Annotated in this window: 12 protein-coding genes, 1 tRNA gene and 1 pseudogene; 8 read left to right on the forward strand and 6 right to left on the reverse strand. The window is 41.6% G+C overall.

Features of this window, described 5'->3' with window-relative positions; genetic code table 11:
- Positions 1 to 95: 95 nt before the first annotated feature.
- The 3 genes from NI464_RS02775 to epmB are packed head-to-tail and all read right to left on the reverse strand — an operon-like array spanning position 96 to position 5020.
- Positions 96 to 2261: an EAL domain-containing protein gene (locus tag NI464_RS02775; RefSeq protein ID WP_253137712.1), complete on the reverse strand. Its 2166-nt coding sequence runs from the start codon at positions 2259 to 2261 to the stop codon at positions 96 to 98.
- On the reverse strand, positions 2243 to 3988 hold the full coding sequence (locus tag NI464_RS02780) for a GTPase (protein ID WP_253137713.1): 1746 nt from the start codon (positions 3986 to 3988) through the stop codon (positions 2243 to 2245). The genes NI464_RS02775 and NI464_RS02780 overlap by 19 nt, the downstream gene beginning before the upstream one ends.
- A gap of 9 nt (positions 3989 to 3997) precedes the next feature.
- The gene (gene epmB, locus NI464_RS02785) at positions 3998 to 5020 is read right to left on the reverse strand and encodes an EF-P beta-lysylation protein EpmB (RefSeq protein WP_004279746.1); all 1023 of its coding nucleotides are present in this window, start codon (positions 5018 to 5020) and stop codon (positions 3998 to 4000) included.
- A gap of 382 nt (positions 5021 to 5402) precedes the next feature.
- Between epmB and efp the strand changes: the two genes are divergently transcribed.
- The 8 genes from efp (at position 5403) to NI464_RS02825 (ending at position 13461) form a co-directional block, all read left to right on the forward strand.
- On the forward strand, positions 5403 to 5972 hold the full coding sequence (gene efp, locus NI464_RS02790) for an elongation factor P (protein WP_004279747.1): 570 nt from the start codon (positions 5403 to 5405) through the stop codon (positions 5970 to 5972).
- Positions 5973 to 6143: 171 nt separating this feature from the next.
- Positions 6144 to 8243: a carbon starvation CstA family protein gene (locus NI464_RS02795; protein ID WP_004646549.1), complete on the forward strand. Its 2100-nt coding sequence runs from the start codon at positions 6144 to 6146 to the stop codon at positions 8241 to 8243.
- 7 nt (positions 8244 to 8250) lie between these two features.
- The gene (locus NI464_RS02800; RefSeq protein WP_171057013.1) at positions 8251 to 8556 is read left to right on the forward strand and encodes a YbdD/YjiX family protein; all 306 of its coding nucleotides are present in this window, start codon (positions 8251 to 8253) and stop codon (positions 8554 to 8556) included.
- 399 nt (positions 8557 to 8955) lie between these two features.
- The gene (locus tag NI464_RS02805; protein ID WP_005262121.1) at positions 8956 to 9918 is read left to right on the forward strand and encodes an AAA family ATPase; all 963 of its coding nucleotides are present in this window, start codon (positions 8956 to 8958) and stop codon (positions 9916 to 9918) included.
- 12 nt (positions 9919 to 9930) lie between these two features.
- The gene (locus tag NI464_RS02810; protein WP_005262120.1) at positions 9931 to 10836 is read left to right on the forward strand and encodes a DUF58 domain-containing protein; all 906 of its coding nucleotides are present in this window, start codon (positions 9931 to 9933) and stop codon (positions 10834 to 10836) included.
- A 13-nt stretch (positions 10837 to 10849) separates the two neighbouring features.
- Positions 10850 to 12844 (forward strand): transglutaminase TgpA family protein, encoded by a 1995-nt coding sequence (locus NI464_RS02815; RefSeq protein WP_005266928.1) that lies wholly within the window; start codon positions 10850 to 10852, stop codon positions 12842 to 12844.
- A 47-nt stretch (positions 12845 to 12891) separates the two neighbouring features.
- Positions 12892 to 12968, forward strand: a tRNA-Val gene (locus NI464_RS02820).
- Positions 12969 to 13044: 76 nt separating this feature from the next.
- The gene (locus tag NI464_RS02825) at positions 13045 to 13461 is read left to right on the forward strand and encodes a hypothetical protein (protein WP_228127368.1); all 417 of its coding nucleotides are present in this window, start codon (positions 13045 to 13047) and stop codon (positions 13459 to 13461) included.
- Positions 13462 to 14091: 630 nt separating this feature from the next.
- Here the strand turns inward: NI464_RS02825 and NI464_RS02830 are convergent.
- The 3 genes and pseudogenes from NI464_RS02830 to NI464_RS02840 all read right to left on the reverse strand — a co-directional run.
- Entirely contained in the window at positions 14092 to 15036 is a 945-nt protein-coding gene (locus NI464_RS02830) for a sensor domain-containing diguanylate cyclase (protein WP_253137714.1), read from the reverse strand.
- Between the two features lie 859 nt (positions 15037 to 15895).
- On the reverse strand, positions 15896 to 16186 hold the full coding sequence (locus tag NI464_RS02835) for a hypothetical protein (protein WP_004280169.1): 291 nt from the start codon (positions 16184 to 16186) through the stop codon (positions 15896 to 15898).
- 81 nt (positions 16187 to 16267) lie between these two features.
- Positions 16268 to 16509 (reverse strand): annotated as a pseudogene (locus NI464_RS02840) (S24 family peptidase); the annotation flags it as partial.
- Positions 16510 to 16657 lie beyond the last annotated feature (148 nt).

Here is a 16657-nt window from a genome sequence, read left to right on the forward strand (position 1 = left end):
AAAATGAAAAAACGGGCTTTAAGCCCGTTTTTTTTGTGCCTGCAATTTAAAAAATTATCATTCGATTTCCTAAATGCGCAGGCTTGTACAAGATCTTAGTGATCTTGTACATCAATCAAATGATCGAGTTTTTTCTGGAAATAATTCCCCTGAATAAAGCGGGCATCCACGTTCCAGGCATTCGCGAACAGTGTCATATCATTTAATTCACGAATCAGAATGTTGAGTGGCTTGATTTCATTATAGCTGGTAATTTTTTCCTGTAGTTGCTCAATCTCGGTATCTTTATTGAGCATATTGGTTAAGTTTGAATGTAAGCTGACACCATCCAGTTCAAGTTCGCGCAGTAAATTTTGACTGTACATGGATTGACCAAAATCACGCAGTGCAATCAGTGCGCCATGTTCATACAGCACGCGTAGATATTTTTGTGCATCTTGTTGATTCAGTAAAATATCTTCTTCTGAGAATTGCAAGATTAGCGGATGCTTCACTTTACTGCGAATAATCGTAATCAGCTTGGAAATAAATTCCGGGAAGGTGCGGTCTTTAAATAGTACGGCACGGTTCAAATTGACAATTAAGCTTGCATCAGGATACTGGGTAATAAAGTTGTGTAGCTGTTTACTGGCTTCAACCAGAATCCAGCGATCCAGTTTAATGGACAGTTCATCATCTTCATGAAGTTCTAAAAGGCTAGAAATATCCTGCCATTTATTCTCAAAAATAAAGCCACTGGTCACTTCATAGGTATATAAACGCGTATCTTCTTTATCATAGAGTTGTTGATATTTTAAATGGATCTCCCCACGTTCCAGACATTCACTTAAGGCTTTCAAAATAGAAGGTGTAGCGCTAGGAATAGACGTGACTGCTGGACTGACGGCTGCCAATGTTGGGCTGGCAACTGGTGTTTCAGCAACACTGAAATCTATACTTGGCATTTCTACCGCAACCGGACTGCTCAGTGACGCAGGAATATCAAGTTTAAATTCAGGTACAGCTTCTGCTTGAGGTAAAGATGTCGAGAATGCTTGTCCAATCAGCGTATTGCATTGCATTTCATCTTGCAAACCCTGTTCAAGCATGACATAGCCCAAGCGCAAATTTAGAGGGAATGACTTTTGTCCCACTGTAATGAGTTGCGGTTTGCTTAAGGCATTTAAACTGATCAGTTTGGATTCAAGAATTGCTTTAGAGTCTGCCTGGAACAGACCGACAACGACATCATATTCCAGTTTAAACAGGGGAATATGGGTCTGTTCCTTGAGGAATTCTTTGACTGCATCAAAGTACCCATTAAAAGTGGTCCAGTCAGACTGTAGAACTTCCGGATCATATGCACTTAAAGAGAAAGTGACCAAGGCATTCACTGGTGCAGACTGCTTGTTCAGTTCACGTTTAAGTGACTGAAAAACGCTTGGTTTTCCAGGAGTCTTCTCAGAAGAAACTGTTTTAGATTGGGTATCAATGCTAATTTGCACTGCATCTTCTTCAGCAGTTGAAGGCAAGAATTCCAATTTTAATGGGTTAGATGCGGACACATGCGGATTCAGAGACTGAATCTCGACTCGACCTAAATCAAATTGACCCTGAGAAATCTTTTTGAAACGGGTTTTAAAATCATTCAAATCTGAAGGCTGGAGCAGATCCAGAAGCGGTAGACCAATAATCTCATCTTCATTTTGCAAGCCAAACAGTTTCAGGTAGTCCGCATTGGCCTGAATGTGAATCCCTTCCTGAATGGTGGCAACAGCACGGTTGCTGTCGTCTACTAAAGATTGTGCCTGAATTTGTGCTGTTTCCAGCTCAGTCATTAAATGTTGCTGAGACTGTGACAAACGGCTAAATGACAATGCTCGAACCAGTCCCACATAAAAGCGTTCCAGGTAGTCAAAATTGAGAATGTCATATACCCCTTTACGGATATATTGCGCATATTGTTCAGCCTGATAATCATCCGGTTTAAGCAAAATCATCGGCAGATTAGGCTGCTGCGAAAGGCGCACCAAACTTAAGGCCTGTTCATATTTCAGGTCGTAGGCACGTCCAAAAATAATCAGATCCCAGTTGAAATTTAATTGTTTTTCAAAAGATTGCAGATCATCCAGCAGGACGGCATCTACCTGATAATCATTACTGGTCAGCAGATCACGGATTTGGTTATATCTAATTTGATTATCATCAATAATCAGTAAACGTGTTTCAGTACGTTTTAACTTTTTAGACAATAATGGATTTCTCACTTCAATGCTTCCCATAAATCATGATTTCTGCTTTCATTCATGTGCTGATCGATAAAGTTTTCGATCATCTCTTCTTCCTGATCATTCAATAATTCATAATCAAAACGGATGAAACTCTGCGTAATCAGTTGTGCTTTGGTTAGATAGATTTTGAGTTCTTCCTGACCGAGACGTAAATGAATCGTTTGTTTTTCCCTAAACATCTGGGAGCCAGACACGATGAGACTGGTCGAAACCTGATCCAGTTGCGTCATTTTCACCAAGAGTGCGGGTTGATAATTGACATGATGACGTTCAGTACGGGCATAGGCCGCACAAGGAAAGAGCTCTTGTGCCAGAATTTCTAGTCCGATTTCCAGGCTCTTGTCAGTGGACTGCTTGATCCAGCGAATCACACCGCCACGCCACTGGCTCTGGGTTTTTTCCTGAACCAGAATAAATTCACCAGTTTTTAAATTGGCAGGTGTAATACCAGTCCATTTAATCCGGTAACCATTGACACTGATATCCAGAACTTCAGCGCTATGGATCTGTTTGGTTTCTCGATCGAGCGCCTTGATGCTGCTAAAACTACTTGGAATGGCATTTTCCATCGAGCTGACAAAACTGCTTTCGCTCTGGAAATTATAATTGGCCTCGAGTTCCAGAGTTTCGTTGAAGTTTTTACCTTTAGACAGGTAAAAATGCGCCACGCTTAAGCCAAAGCAGATATTGATCTGTGCTGAATATTCATAACGTTCATGACGACGCTCGACATTGTTCGAGAGCAGATTGTAGATATGAAAATGCAGTGCAGGGGTCAGGAACAGTTTTTCATTCCGCGACAGATACTGGGCATTTTTACTTTGAGTACCCGTTAAATGATCCATCAGATTCTGTGTGGAAATATAGAAGCTCGGCTGAAACTGTGGCTCTTGATGGGAATTAAAGATCGGCGGATGATCTTTGCTGGCATCGACCACATAACGGGACAGCGTGGTTTCCTTCGGCAGGATCTGTACCAGTTTGGCCCAGTCAAAACTGCATAGATACAGGCCCTGAATTTCTGCAGGCCGGATCTGATGAGTATTGAAGATATCCAGTAAAATCAGCTGTGCATAGGCATGTGCAATGTTCTGGATCTCATGCTGGGTACCTAATACCTGATTGATATTGCTTTGATAGAAATTATTGTCTATTGCACATTCAAGCAGTTGATGGGCAGCCAGCCGTTGTCCCAGACCTGGCGTGCTATACAGCATATGCTGTTGATATAAAAGAAGTGTGAGTTGTTGCAGGGCATAATAAATCGATACCATCCGGGCAGTTTGAATGCTCTTCTTTTTGCCTAGAGAAAATAGCGAAAACTTCTGATGGGTCAGCTGATGATTACAGCGTTTGACGATATCGATATAAATTTTGGCAAAATGACTGCGCAGCAGCATAGCCAGCTCAATAATCTGGTCATTCCGGTCGGAAGTGATCAGGCCCTGATTGACGAAATGCTTTTCCAGACTGGTCAGGACATTTTCAAGGGTGGGATGCAAGACCTGAATCAGGTCAAAGCGCAGGGTTTCTGTACATTTCAGCTCAGAAACTTCCAATAAGGCATTAAACAGGGATTTGGATGAATTCCCTAGTTGTAGAATCGAAATCCCCGCAACCCATTCCTGCAAAGCCTTGGCAGTGGTTGGACAAAAGCTCAACTGCTCTCGTTTAAGTTCCGTCGGTGTCTGAAAAATGTCTGAAGTATGCGTGCTCATCTTTATTATTTAACTCAAAAATGTTGAAACCCCAAAAAGCGGTGTCTTATTCTTCTCGCCCGCTATTTCTCGAACCAGTTTAGGAACCAAATACCCCGGCAGGTTCGCTAAAACTTCTGTATAAATCTCATTAATATGGTCAGGCGCTAAATCAAAATGATGCGCACCTTTTACTTTATCAAGTACATGTAAATAATAAGGCATGACCCCGGCATCAAACAAGCGATAGCTTAAATCTACTAAAACCTGAGCAGAATCATTCACCCCGTTTAATAAAACCGCCTGATTCAGAACGGTGATCTGCTGTTGAACCAGTTGGTTTAAACGCTTGCAAGTGAAGTCATCCAGCTCCGATGCATGGTTTGAGTGTACCACCAGAATAATACGTAGCCTACTGTTTTTTAACATGCTAAGTAGCTCTTCGTCGACTCGGTTGGGGATCACAATAGGAACTCGTGAATGTATTCTTAAGAATTTGAGATGTGGTACTGATTCTAATCGTTCAATCCAGGTTTTTAATTTCCGGTTCGATAAGGTTAGTGGATCACCGCCACTCAGAATCACTTCATTAATATCAGGCTGGCTTTCCAGATATTGCTTGATATTTATCCAGTCTTCATTTTTAGGCAGATTTTCCTGATAGGGGAAATGCCGGCGGAAACAATAACGGCAATGTACAGCACAGGCACCAGTCAGTGTCAGCAAGAAACGGGATTTATATTTGTGCAGTACGCCGGGTTGCTGATTGGCCTGTTCTTCGCCCAAGGGGTCGGTAACAAATCCTGGATGTTCTTCCAGTTCCAAGTGATGGGGTAGCACTTGTAAAAGCAATGGGTCTAAAGGGTTTCCGACCTGCATTTTGCCGACAAAAGCACGCGGCACACGCAACTTAAACTGTTCAGAAGCTAAAATGGCACCTGAGAGCAGTTGCTCTGGTGCAAGTTGCAGTACTTCAAGCAGTTCGCGGGGATCAGTGATCAGGTCGCTGAGCTGTGATTGCCAGTTTTGTTCTTGATATAAATAGTTCGTCATGCCGGAAGATTAACAATAATAAGTGAGAGGACAAAGCCTGATGGGCGCAGTTTAACAGTTTGTGCCGAAGCGCAATAATCCACTGCGCTGTAAAATAAAGAGCGATTCAGCTATGCTGATCTTGGTGCTCGCCTGATGGTATTTTAACGTTGAGCAAGACATGAATAAACAAAGGATTTTCATGTCTGATTGTAACTTAAACAGCCTGAGTGGGTGAAAGCGGATTTTTTCATTGCGGCAAAGTGTATTGCTCATTTAGAATACGCAACATCAAATGAATGTGCATGTGGCAACTCAATGTTCGTGTCAGACTTGCTAAATGACATCGCAACAGCCCATAGCATCAATAGATTAAAGTTAGTAAGTTTGGAGTGCGCCAGTCATGGCCTATTATTCTACGAATGATTTCAAGTCAGGCCTTAAGGTTATGCTTGATGGCAACCCATGTTCAATCATGGAAAACGAATACGTAAAACCAGGTAAAGGCCAAGCTTTTAACCGCGTAAAATTACGTAACCTTAAATCAGGTAAAGTTCTGGAAAAAACTTTCAAATCAGGCGAGAACCTAGAAGCGGCTGATATCGTTGAAGTAGAAATGGAATACTTGTACAACGATGGCGAAATGTGGAACTTCATGGATCCTGTTACCTTTGAACAGATCGCAGCTGATAAAACAGCAATGAGCGATGCTGCAAAATGGTTAAAAGACGATTCAAATGAAAAATGTACCATCATGTTGTTCAATGGCGTGCCTTTAAACGTGACTCCACCGAACTTCGTCGTACTTAAAATCGTTGAAACTGATCCAGGTGTTCGTGGTGATACTTCTGGCGGTGGCGGTAAGCCAGCGAAACTTGAAACAGGTGCTGTAGTACGTGTTCCATTATTCGTACAGCAAGAAGAAAGCGTTCGTGTAGATACCCGTACTGGTGACTATTTAGAACGTGCATAATGGTTTGAAAATAGACTATTATCGAGAGGGATGATTTAAATCATCCCTTTTTTTATGCCAAAGTCGTAGAGGAAAAGCAAAAGAACAGGCGTAAAGTCGCAAGGGAAAACAGCAGTACCTCGAACAACAACAATCACGCTGATTTGTATGCATCACAATATGAGGGATTGAATGGAAACTTTACAAAAGAAGTCGACGCTGACTTCGAAAATGATTTGGCTTTTGGTAGCCATTGTGGGTGCAGTCTCTTTCGGAGTTCTGGCACTGAGTCGGGGTGAGCATGTCAATGCAGTCTGGCTGGTACTTGCCGCCGCCTGTGTCTATAGCATTGCTTACCGTTTCTACAGTTTATTTATTGCCACCAAAGTATTTGAGCTGAATGAACGCCGTTTAACGCCTGCGCATCGTCTGGCCGATGGTCTGGACTATGTGCCGACCAATAAAAGCGTTCTATTTGGCCATCACTTTGCAGCGATTGCCGGTGCAGGTCCTTTAGTCGGTCCGATCCTGGCAGCGCAGATGGGCTATTTACCTGGGACGATCTGGCTACTGGTCGGTGTGGTGCTGGCAGGTGCGGTACAAGACTTCCTGGTACTGTTTATTTCCACCCGTCGTGACGGTCGATCACTTGGTGAGATGGCTAAGCAGGAACTCGGAACCTTTGCCGGTATTATCGTGATGCTCGGTGCCTTGGGCGTGATGATCATCATTCTGGCAGTATTGGCGCTAGTCGTTGTTAAAGCACTGACTAACAGTCCATGGGGTGTATTCAGTATTGCAGCCACCATTCCGATTGCGATCTTTATGGGCATCTACATGCGTTTTATCCGCCCGGGTAAAATTGCTGAAGTCTCGATTATTGGTTTTGTCTTGATGATGCTGGGCATTATCTACGGTGAAAACATCGCACAACATCCATATTGGGGGCCATTCTTTACACTTTCTGGCACTGAACTGACTTGGGCGCTGATCATTTATGGCTTCATTGCGTCGGTATTGCCAGTCTGGCTATTGCTTGCTCCACGTGATTATCTGTCGACCTTCCTGAAAATTGGCGTGATTGCAGGTTTGGCCGTGGGTATCCTGTTTGCCATGCCTGAAATGAAACTGCCAGCGATTACCAAATTCATTGATGGGACTGGTCCTGTATTCGCAGGTTCTATGTTCCCATTCCTGTTCATTACTATTGCGTGTGGTGCGATTTCCGGTTTCCATGCCTTGGTATCTTCGGGGACGACACCGAAACTGGTCAACAATGAACGCGATATCCGCATGATCGGTTACGGCGGTATGTTGATGGAATCTTTTGTGGCGATCATGGCCTTGATCTGTGCTGCAATTCTGGATCCAGGAATTTACTTTGCCATTAACTCACCAGCCGCATTACTCGGTACTACAGCCGAAAGTGCAGCAGAAGCAGTACGAACCCTTGGTTTTGTGGTAACGCCTGAAGCCTTGACCTTACTGGCACAAGAAGTCGGTGAAAACTCGATTTTGTCACGTACTGGTGGTGCGCCTACCTTTGCAATTGGTATGGCACATATCATCACTGAAATTTTCAACAGTCGTGAAATGATGGCATTCTGGTATCACTTTGCGATTCTGTTTGAAGCATTGTTTATCCTGACTGCTGTAGATGCTGGTACCCGTGCCTGTCGTTTCATGGTGCAGGATACCGTGGGTATCGTGATTCCTGCGGTGAAACAGTCGCATAACTTCTTCGGAAACCTATTGGGTACTGCGGTTGCAGTGGCAGGCTGGGGCTTCTTTGTGTATCAGGGCGTAGTCGATCCACTGGGCGGGATTAACAGCTTATGGCCACTGTTTGGTATTGGTAACCAGATTCTGGCTGCGATGGCACTCATTCTTGGTACCGTCATTCTGTTCAAGATGAAAAAACAGAAATATGTCTGGGTAACAATTATCCCAACAGTATTCCTGTTCATTACTTCCATGACAGCAGGCTGGCAGAAGATTTTCCATGAAAATCCAAAGATTGGTTTCCTTGCTCAAGCTGACCGTTTCAACACGGCAATTGCCAATAATGAAATCCTGGCGCCAGCGAAAACTATGGCTGAAATGCAGACGGTAGCGATGTCGAACCAGATCAATGCTGCACTTTGTGCTTTCTTCATGATTGTGGCTTTTGTGATGTTGTTCGCTGCGATTGGTGTGATTCGCCGTGCCTTGGCAAGTCCGGTACCGACCGTGCATGAGGCAGAAGCGATTTATCGTGATCCAGAAGAGATTCAGCCAGCGAAAGGTCATTAAGGAGAATATTATGAATCTGAAGTTTGCCAAAAGCGGGAAAACGATGATTTATAAAATCATCAAAATGACCGTGATGTCGCAGAAGGATTTGATCCTGAACCCGAAAAACTGGTCACGGATTGCAACCCTGTGGCAACGTTTGCAGCAAAGTTTCCGTTTGATGGTCGGTGTGCCAGATTATCAGACCTATGTGGAGCATATGCGCAAGCATCACCCGGATCTGGAACCCATGGATCCTAAGACTTTCTATCGCCATTGTGTAGATTCGCGTTATCCATCCGCGGGTAGTGGTATGAAGAAATGTCCATGTTAATGGTTAAGTAACAGCAAGCGCCTTTCGGGGGCGCTTTTTTTCTCTAAAAGAATAGGCCATCTAATAACCCTGATTGCATGAGTTGAGCTATTTCCAAAAAAAATTATAAAAATCGAAAAAATGATCTGGGTTTATATACCTTTTAAGTATGAATTTTTATTTATAAGTCTTTTCAAGAGACGGCAAAGTCCTATAAGTATTTTGATATTTGATTCAAAAACATCTTTTTCTGTAGCGGTCATTTTTATTTTCTAGATCTCATTTCTGTGTGTTCTATCTATTCCGGTATTTTCTAGTGAGTGTATTTATTCAGTTACACAGACAGATGATTGATCTTTTGGGAAAATTTAAATTTCAGTGTATGTTAATCTTAGGCCATGTTTTATTAAGGAAATTATTGTGATCTGGGGCATGAAACAAAAGGAAAATAACGACATTGCACACATCAATACTGTGCTTGAACAAAAAATTGCAAGTTATGCACCCAAGATCCAGCGTTTTTTTGAAGAAGTTAATGCCATTGTGTTGGATAAGCAGGCCCAGACCACACTGGCACTCTGTTGTTTGATTGCAGGCGGACATGTCTTATTTGAAGATTTACCCGGATTGGGTAAAACTACATTAGCCAGCAGTCTGGCACATCTGGCTGGGTTAAAGTTCCAGCGGATCCAATTTACCAATGACATGCTGGCCAGTGATGTCATCGGTATTAACATGTTTAACCAGAAAGAACATCAGTTCGAGTTTAAACAAGGCCCGATTTTTACTCAGATTTTACTGGCAGATGAAATCAACCGTTGTAGTCCCAAAACCCAAAGTGCCTTACTCGAAGCCATGGAAGAAGGCTATGCCACCATTGATGGCGTACGCTATGCCTTACCGAAACCTTTCTGGGTGATTGCGACACAAAACCCGCTATTCCAAAGTGGTACTTACGCTTTGCCGGAATCCCAGCTAGACCGTTTCCTGATGCGTTTATCTTTGGGGTATCCATCACGCCATGCAGAAAAACTGTTATTACAGCAGGAATCCCGTTTTGCCCTGATTGCAAGTCTGGCGCATATTTTTACCGAAGATGAAATTCTGGATCTGCAAAGTCTGACGCATCAGATATTTATCAGTGAAGCGATTCAGGAATATTTGCTTGATCTGGCAGAAGAAACCCGTAAAAGCCGTCATGGACTTTCTACGCGTGGCCTTCTGGCCTTGAAGCGCGCAGCACAAGCGTATGCTTTGATTCAGCAACGTGCTTTTGTCACGCCGGATGATGTGCAGGCTGTATTTGTCGCGGTGACTTCGCATCGTCTGGGGTTGAGTGAAGCTGAAACTTTTAATGTCATACAACAGGTTGCGGTCAGCTAAAGGAGTCCTCTCTTGGATAAAACCTGGCAAAAATGGCTGGCCAAACGCTTTCAATTTTCACAGCAGAAACAGCTCTCGCAGAAAGATGTCTTGGTATTTATTTATCAACAGGGCTATCTGTATCTGGTCTTGATCTTCATCACCTTTGTGGCTGGGGTGAACTATGCCAATAACCTGATTTTAGGTTTCTGCTTTTTAATCAGTGCGGTGCTGTGTATCAGTTTTTATCTGACTTTTAAGCAATTGCATGACCTGAAAATTGAGTTGATCGCAGATGATGTGGGGCAGGTCGGTCATAGCCTGAATCTGCATCTTTATTTTCAACAACAGCAACTTCGCCCCCGTTATTTGTATATCAAAGCAGGGAATCAGCTAGCGAAAGTTTATCTGAATGCAGCAAAGCAGCAATTTATTCTGCCATTTTATGCAGAGCAACGTGGCAAGTTTGATTACCCGGTGATTCAGATTTATTCGGTTTATCCCTTTGGTTTAGTTCGAGCCTGGACCTATCTTTATCATCAGCATTCGGCTTGGATCGCGCCTAAAGCTGAGGTTTTTAGCACAGAAAATAAATATCATTTCAACCGTTTTGAACCGGATATGGATGAGTTTCGTGAATTGCGCAATTACCAGTCAGGCGATTCCTTGCAGGCGGTGTCCTGGAAGCAGTTTGCGCGTGGACAAGGCTTGTATATCAAAGTCTTTGAGCAATATCAGGATGAACACAGTATCGAGATTCATTATGCACATATGCCGAGTCAGTCACATGAAGAAAAACTTGAATTTGTGATGGGTCTGGTCGAGCAATGCGAACAGCAGCAATGTGCGTATAGTCTGCATTTGCCACAGGCCGAATTGCCTCAGGGCGCAGGTGAAGAACAACTGCGGAAAGCCAAACAATTGTTGGCGCAGGCCTAAGGCGGGTAAATTCATGATCAATGCAAAAATCCGGACCTCGATTGTGCTGACTTTGGGCCTGATTCTCATCGCTCAGATGGCATTTATTCCAGTTCTACTCAGTATTATTTTTGCGATTAGTATTGTGTGTATCTGGATTTTTCTGAAACGTCAGCAGCCATTTCCAAAAACGGGCACTTTTCTGCTGACGGCGTTGGCACTCGGCAGTATTTATTTGAGCCATCATAGTTTTATCGGTGTTGAGGCTGGGGTAGCAGTTTTATCTACTTTTTTATTTGCTAAATCACTGGAAAGTAAAAATAAACGTGACCTGATTATTCTGTTTAATTTTGCCCTGTTTGTTGCTGCCAGCTCATTCCTATATAGCCAATCTTTTGGGATGGCGATCGTGATTGTGCTGTGTTTAATCAGCTGTCTGATTGGCCTGTACCGGATTCAAACCAGTGAGTTTGAACAGGAGCAGATCACTCAGCGCGCAGCATTGCAACAGGATGCCAAGCATGTGGGCAAGTTTATCTTGTACGCCGTTCCATTTTTCATTTTGCTATTTATTTTCTTTCCGCGCTTGCCGCCACTTTGGCATATTCCCATTCCTGAAAATAAAGGCGTGACCGGCATTGGCGACAGTATGTCACCTGGGGATATTGCCGAATTATCCCAATCTAGTTCACTGGCTTTCCGGATTATTGGTGATGTCAGCAAGCTTCCGCCGCGCTCAGAACTCTATTGGCGAGCCTTGGTGCTAGATGAATATGACGGGCAACGCTGGACCAGCAGTTTCGTCAATCAGCAGCCTTTAATGCGACAACCGATGGATACCTCACCCGTACCTACAGGCTGGAACTACCAATATCTGGCTGCGGATCCTTCGGTGTTCTGGATCATGGGGTTGGAAAAATCGATACCTGTGGAACGCCGTTATTATAACCGTCAGGATTGGAGCATTGTACCGAGACGGCTCACGCAACGTGTTGAACCGATTCCGTTACAGTGGGTCGGGACAGCATATGATCCTCAGGCTTTGCCAACGCAATATATCGAGCGAACGAATACTCAGGTGCAGCGCCGACTTGACCCGCGAGCGCAACAATTAGCACAACGTCTCTATACGCAAAGTGCAGAAGATCCTCGGCGTTATGTACAGAAAGTCTTGAACTGGTATCAGCAGAATAATTTTGTTTATACCTTAAAGCCGGGCCAATTAGGACAAAACCGGATTGATGAGTTCCTGTTTAATTCCCGGCAAGGCTTTTGTGAACACTATGCCTCGAGTTTCGTGATGTTGATGCGTTATGTCGGGATTCCTGCACGGGTGGTCACCGGCTATCAGGGGGGGGAGTTGGCACCAGATCGCATGAGCTGGGAAGTCCGGCAGCTCGATGCGCACGCCTGGACAGAAGTCTGGATTGACCAGAAATGGCAACGCTTTGATCCAACCGCAATGATCACTCCACAGCGTATAGATGATGGTATGCAAAATCTGCTTTCTCAGGATGCATGGGTATCGGCAAATCAGTCGATCTGGAACTCGCAGCATAATCTATGGATCACCAAACTACGTGTTTGGAGCGATTATGCCAGCTACCAATGGCAAAGTAAGGTGGTGGGTTATAATGCAGAATCACAACAGAGCTGGTTATCAAAATTAGGACTCGGTTCAGTTTATTCGAGTGTCATAATTTTACTGGGCAGTATTGCACTATTGATTTTGGCCTATATCTTCAGAATTTATCTAAAAGCCCGACAGGCGCAATCTCCATTTGATCGTGCGATTCAACAGCTGAATCAATCTCTAACTGATCATCTCAAAAAACAGCCTGCAGAAACTTTTCATCACTGGATGCAGCGTTTATCTCAACAGGTTCAGATTGAAAACCAGACTGCCTTTATTCAAGCTATACAGGTTTTTGAAAAAAATCTTTATTCGGGAACCCCAATAACTGAACAAGAATTGAAAAAATTCAAGGATTTGCTTAAAACTTGCGCGGACGTTTTAAAAACTAAATGAAAAGGCTTGTTTTCGGTCGGAAAAATTTATAATATGCCAAGCATTCTAGGTGTATAGCTCAGTTGGTTAGAGCGCTACGTTGACATCGTAGAGGTCAGCAGTTCGAGTCTGCTTATACCTACCAAGATTCTAAACGTTATGTTATAAGGGTTTTAAGCGAAAACAGTAGCTTAAAGCCCTTTTTTAATGCCTTGAGTAAAGTGAGCCGTTATCCGCACTATCTGCAAAACCCGTATTTTATGCAGTTATTGCCGTTAAATTTACGTCAAGTTTACGTCAAGAATTTTGGAAATTACGTCATGAAATTACCCAAGCCCAGAAAGCGCGGTTCGGCCTACTACATTGAACTAATGATCAATGGAAAACGTTCTTCAGCAACTCGTGATACCGCAAAAGAATGTGAGCAAGGGGTAGCTCAAAAGATGCTTGAAGCGAAGGTCAATCAGATGGCGGAAGACTTGAGCATAAAACAGTACTATCCCTTCAAAACACTTTTTCATAAATACTATGATGAGCATGGCCGTAAACTTCGCGGATCCAAATACGTCAAAGAACAATTAGCGCCGTTTGATGAAAAGTTTGGTGTACTGGCAGATATGTCTATTCATGACATTTAGCTTAAATATTTCAGCTCAAAGTGCCGCAAATTAATAAATTGATTGAAGTGCTGCACTTGCGTTGTATTCGGCTGGAATAGGCTGATCAGCCACAGGCAGATTCGCAGTGTAGGTTCAGTCAATTTTTTATCACGCACAGCGCTTGCTTCATGCTAGATGACATCTTCTAGGGTTTGCGCATCGTAAGATGTTGCTGATGCTGATATGCCTTAAAGAAGAAAGGTAAGAGCAGATAGATCTGTATAAATGTTTGGGCCTGCAGCATTTCGGCTTGTATGACTTTTTTACGTTGGTCACTACGGCGCTCGCTGGCGAACTTAAGGTTTTTTGGCATGGACTTTTATTATTTTTATAATCAGTCTTCATGATAAAAGTAAATTGTTGATCCTAACCGTTTGATCAAAAACCTGGGAATAAACTGCAGGATTTTTGTTGGAAAAGTCGCAATTTTGATAGGGCTAAGTGCAGAATTAAAACGGATTAAAGCTCTTAATGATATGAAAAATAATAGTTTTTATTTCAAAAAAATCTCTAGGGTTTTCGGTTATATTGAATTATTTCAATAGTACATCTTCAGATTGTAGATAAGGCCTTACCAGATACAAAGACTGCATCGGGTAAGTAGTTTAATTAATGGTTACTCGATTTGACCATAACTTTATTCTGATACATCTTTGCATCTGCTTCTTTGATAGCTTCAGCTAACCCAAAGGTTGGATTACGCATTGCAAAGCCAATTGCAGCACTAATTCCAACTTTTGTAAAAGTATTTTGAATTCTTGATGCAAGCTTCTTCGCATGCTCTAAGTTAGTTTCAATGGTCATCACAGCAAACTCATCACCCCCTAAGCGAGCGATAATATCATTACTACGTACCGTGTTTTTGAGAGCTAAAGCCATTCTTTGAATGAGCTCATCACCTGCAGCATGACCCAGAGTATCATTTGTGATCTTAAGATCATTAAGGTCTATCATAAGAATAGCAGTAGGGTGACCATAACGCTTACAGCGCTCTTCCTCTTTGATAATAAGCTCATCCCAAGCACGACGATTGAAAAGTCCAGTCATTGGGTCGGACATTGCTTCTATTTCAAAACGCTCAGCTTTACGTATGTACTCAGCAGCTTTCATATCAGCTTGAATCGTATAACTGAGTACCTTTGCTATCAACTCGAATAATGGAGCATCTTCAACAAGAATTTTAGGTTGAGGTTCGGGATCAATTGCACATAGAGTGCCAAAAAGAGAGCCATCTTCTTTATACAGAGGTTGGCCGATATAGGCTTTAATTGAGACTAGGTGATTTATAGGTGCATCTGCGTAAACTTGAATATCAGGTGAATAGGGAGCAATACGAGGCATATTACTTTGTACCATGTGTGAGCAGAATGAGTCTGCCCAATGAAATACTTGTCCAGGCTTAACGTTATAGCCATTATCTTCACTCAATAATACAATCCAGTCGTCACCCTCAGTACGAGTAATCATCCACAATTTGAAGCCAAAGCGTTGAGATAAGAATTTTAAAATGGCTTGGCCAGCTTCTTCAAAGTTATTAAAGTTAATATTATTCATGAAGTGAACCTACTGCAACAGTAAGAATATATATGCGAAATACCCAATATATGAGTAATTCTTATAAACGGGAGCCTAAAATAGGTATTATATAGAAATGTGTGAAATTTATACTAAAAATAATACTTAAAGAAATTTATTTTTATAATGAAATTTAAAATTAGCCTGCGGTTAGAAATACCAAGATGTAATTTTCTTATTACTTATGAAAAAATGCAATCACTGCCATTATAGCTGCGATATTCATAAGTATTAGAAATATATAAAAAGTCATAATGAATCGAAGCTACCAAAAAATTTTCAAAATTATAGTTCTAAAGAAGCATTTTAAATGTATCTTAATTATTAACAACGAAAGGAAATTGTAAAGTCGAAAGGAAAAGTGTCTAACCCTTTATATTATAATAATATTTATATTAATTTAGTGATTTATCCAAATCATTCAACAGTTTATCTTCATTGTACGCATTGGGGGGGAGAATCTTATAAGAGCTGGTATATAGTTTCCTTTAAATTTTTTGGGATAAGCTTCACATATAAGAAAAAATATAAAGTTTATTGTTATTTAACTTTGAATTATATAGAGAATCTTATAAAAGAGAACTCGTACATATCGGATTGTTTAATATGAACTTAGAAAAATAAGAGATTAAAATCATGTCATCGTTTCTAATAATTATAGGATTTATATGATGTTTTACAGGGATAATTTTTAGACCACATATTTCCCATAAAAAGGTCAAGAATTATATGGCTGCAAAAGCTGCTGGCTTCTTATGTATGTTACCAAGAGTATTTCTATTTTGTCTTAGATCTTATTTAACATAAATCCCCACGCTAGGGGGACTCGATTCTAGTCTTAAAAAACTTCGTAATTACATACTTCTATTCTTGAAATAAAATCGAGAGGCATTGTCAGTCTCTCAGCTGTAATAGTTTCAAAATGAACCCAGATAGCAGCATCTCTATTCTCAAAACTAATACTTACAAGTTTAACTAAGTCGTAAGGTTCAACATTATGGGTCAAGATAATATTATAGAGGTGATCTGAGCGTACGTACGAAATAAGCATTTGATGGATAGTTAATTGCTCTTTACTGCTTAACTCACTGTAATTACTTAGTTCTGGTAAATCATTTTGAATATTCACTTCAATCCTTAACAATCTTAAATTTTCTGTAGAAAACGGCGATTTTATCAATTTAGACAACGCTGAATATATTGGCTTTTGTTAATTCTTTCTAAATCTTATTCTCGCTCGATAAACATAGCGTATACAGTTAACTACCTGACCTACAAATATACATTGGTTGTTTAACTCAATAATATTTGGCTTGAACTCTGGACTTAGAGCCTGAAGATATCTTTTTCCATTTGTCTCAATAACTAATTTTTGAAAGTAGCATCATCACCGTAACGAACCATAATAATGTCATCAGATTGCATGTCTCCGTAATAAGCATCCGGATCAACTGGACTGCTCCCAGTATCCTAGACATAAGACAGCCTCATTTTGAAACTGTTTCCAATGGTTTTAGAGTCCTCATCTCAGATTTTATTCATAAAGCACATATATTTTATATTGCGAATATGCGTATATTCATATATAAAACTATGATTC

Origin of the sequence: Acinetobacter lwoffii (genome assembly GCF_024129685.1) — a bacterium.
Lineage (GTDB): Bacteria > Pseudomonadota > Gammaproteobacteria > Pseudomonadales > Moraxellaceae > Acinetobacter > Acinetobacter lwoffii_X.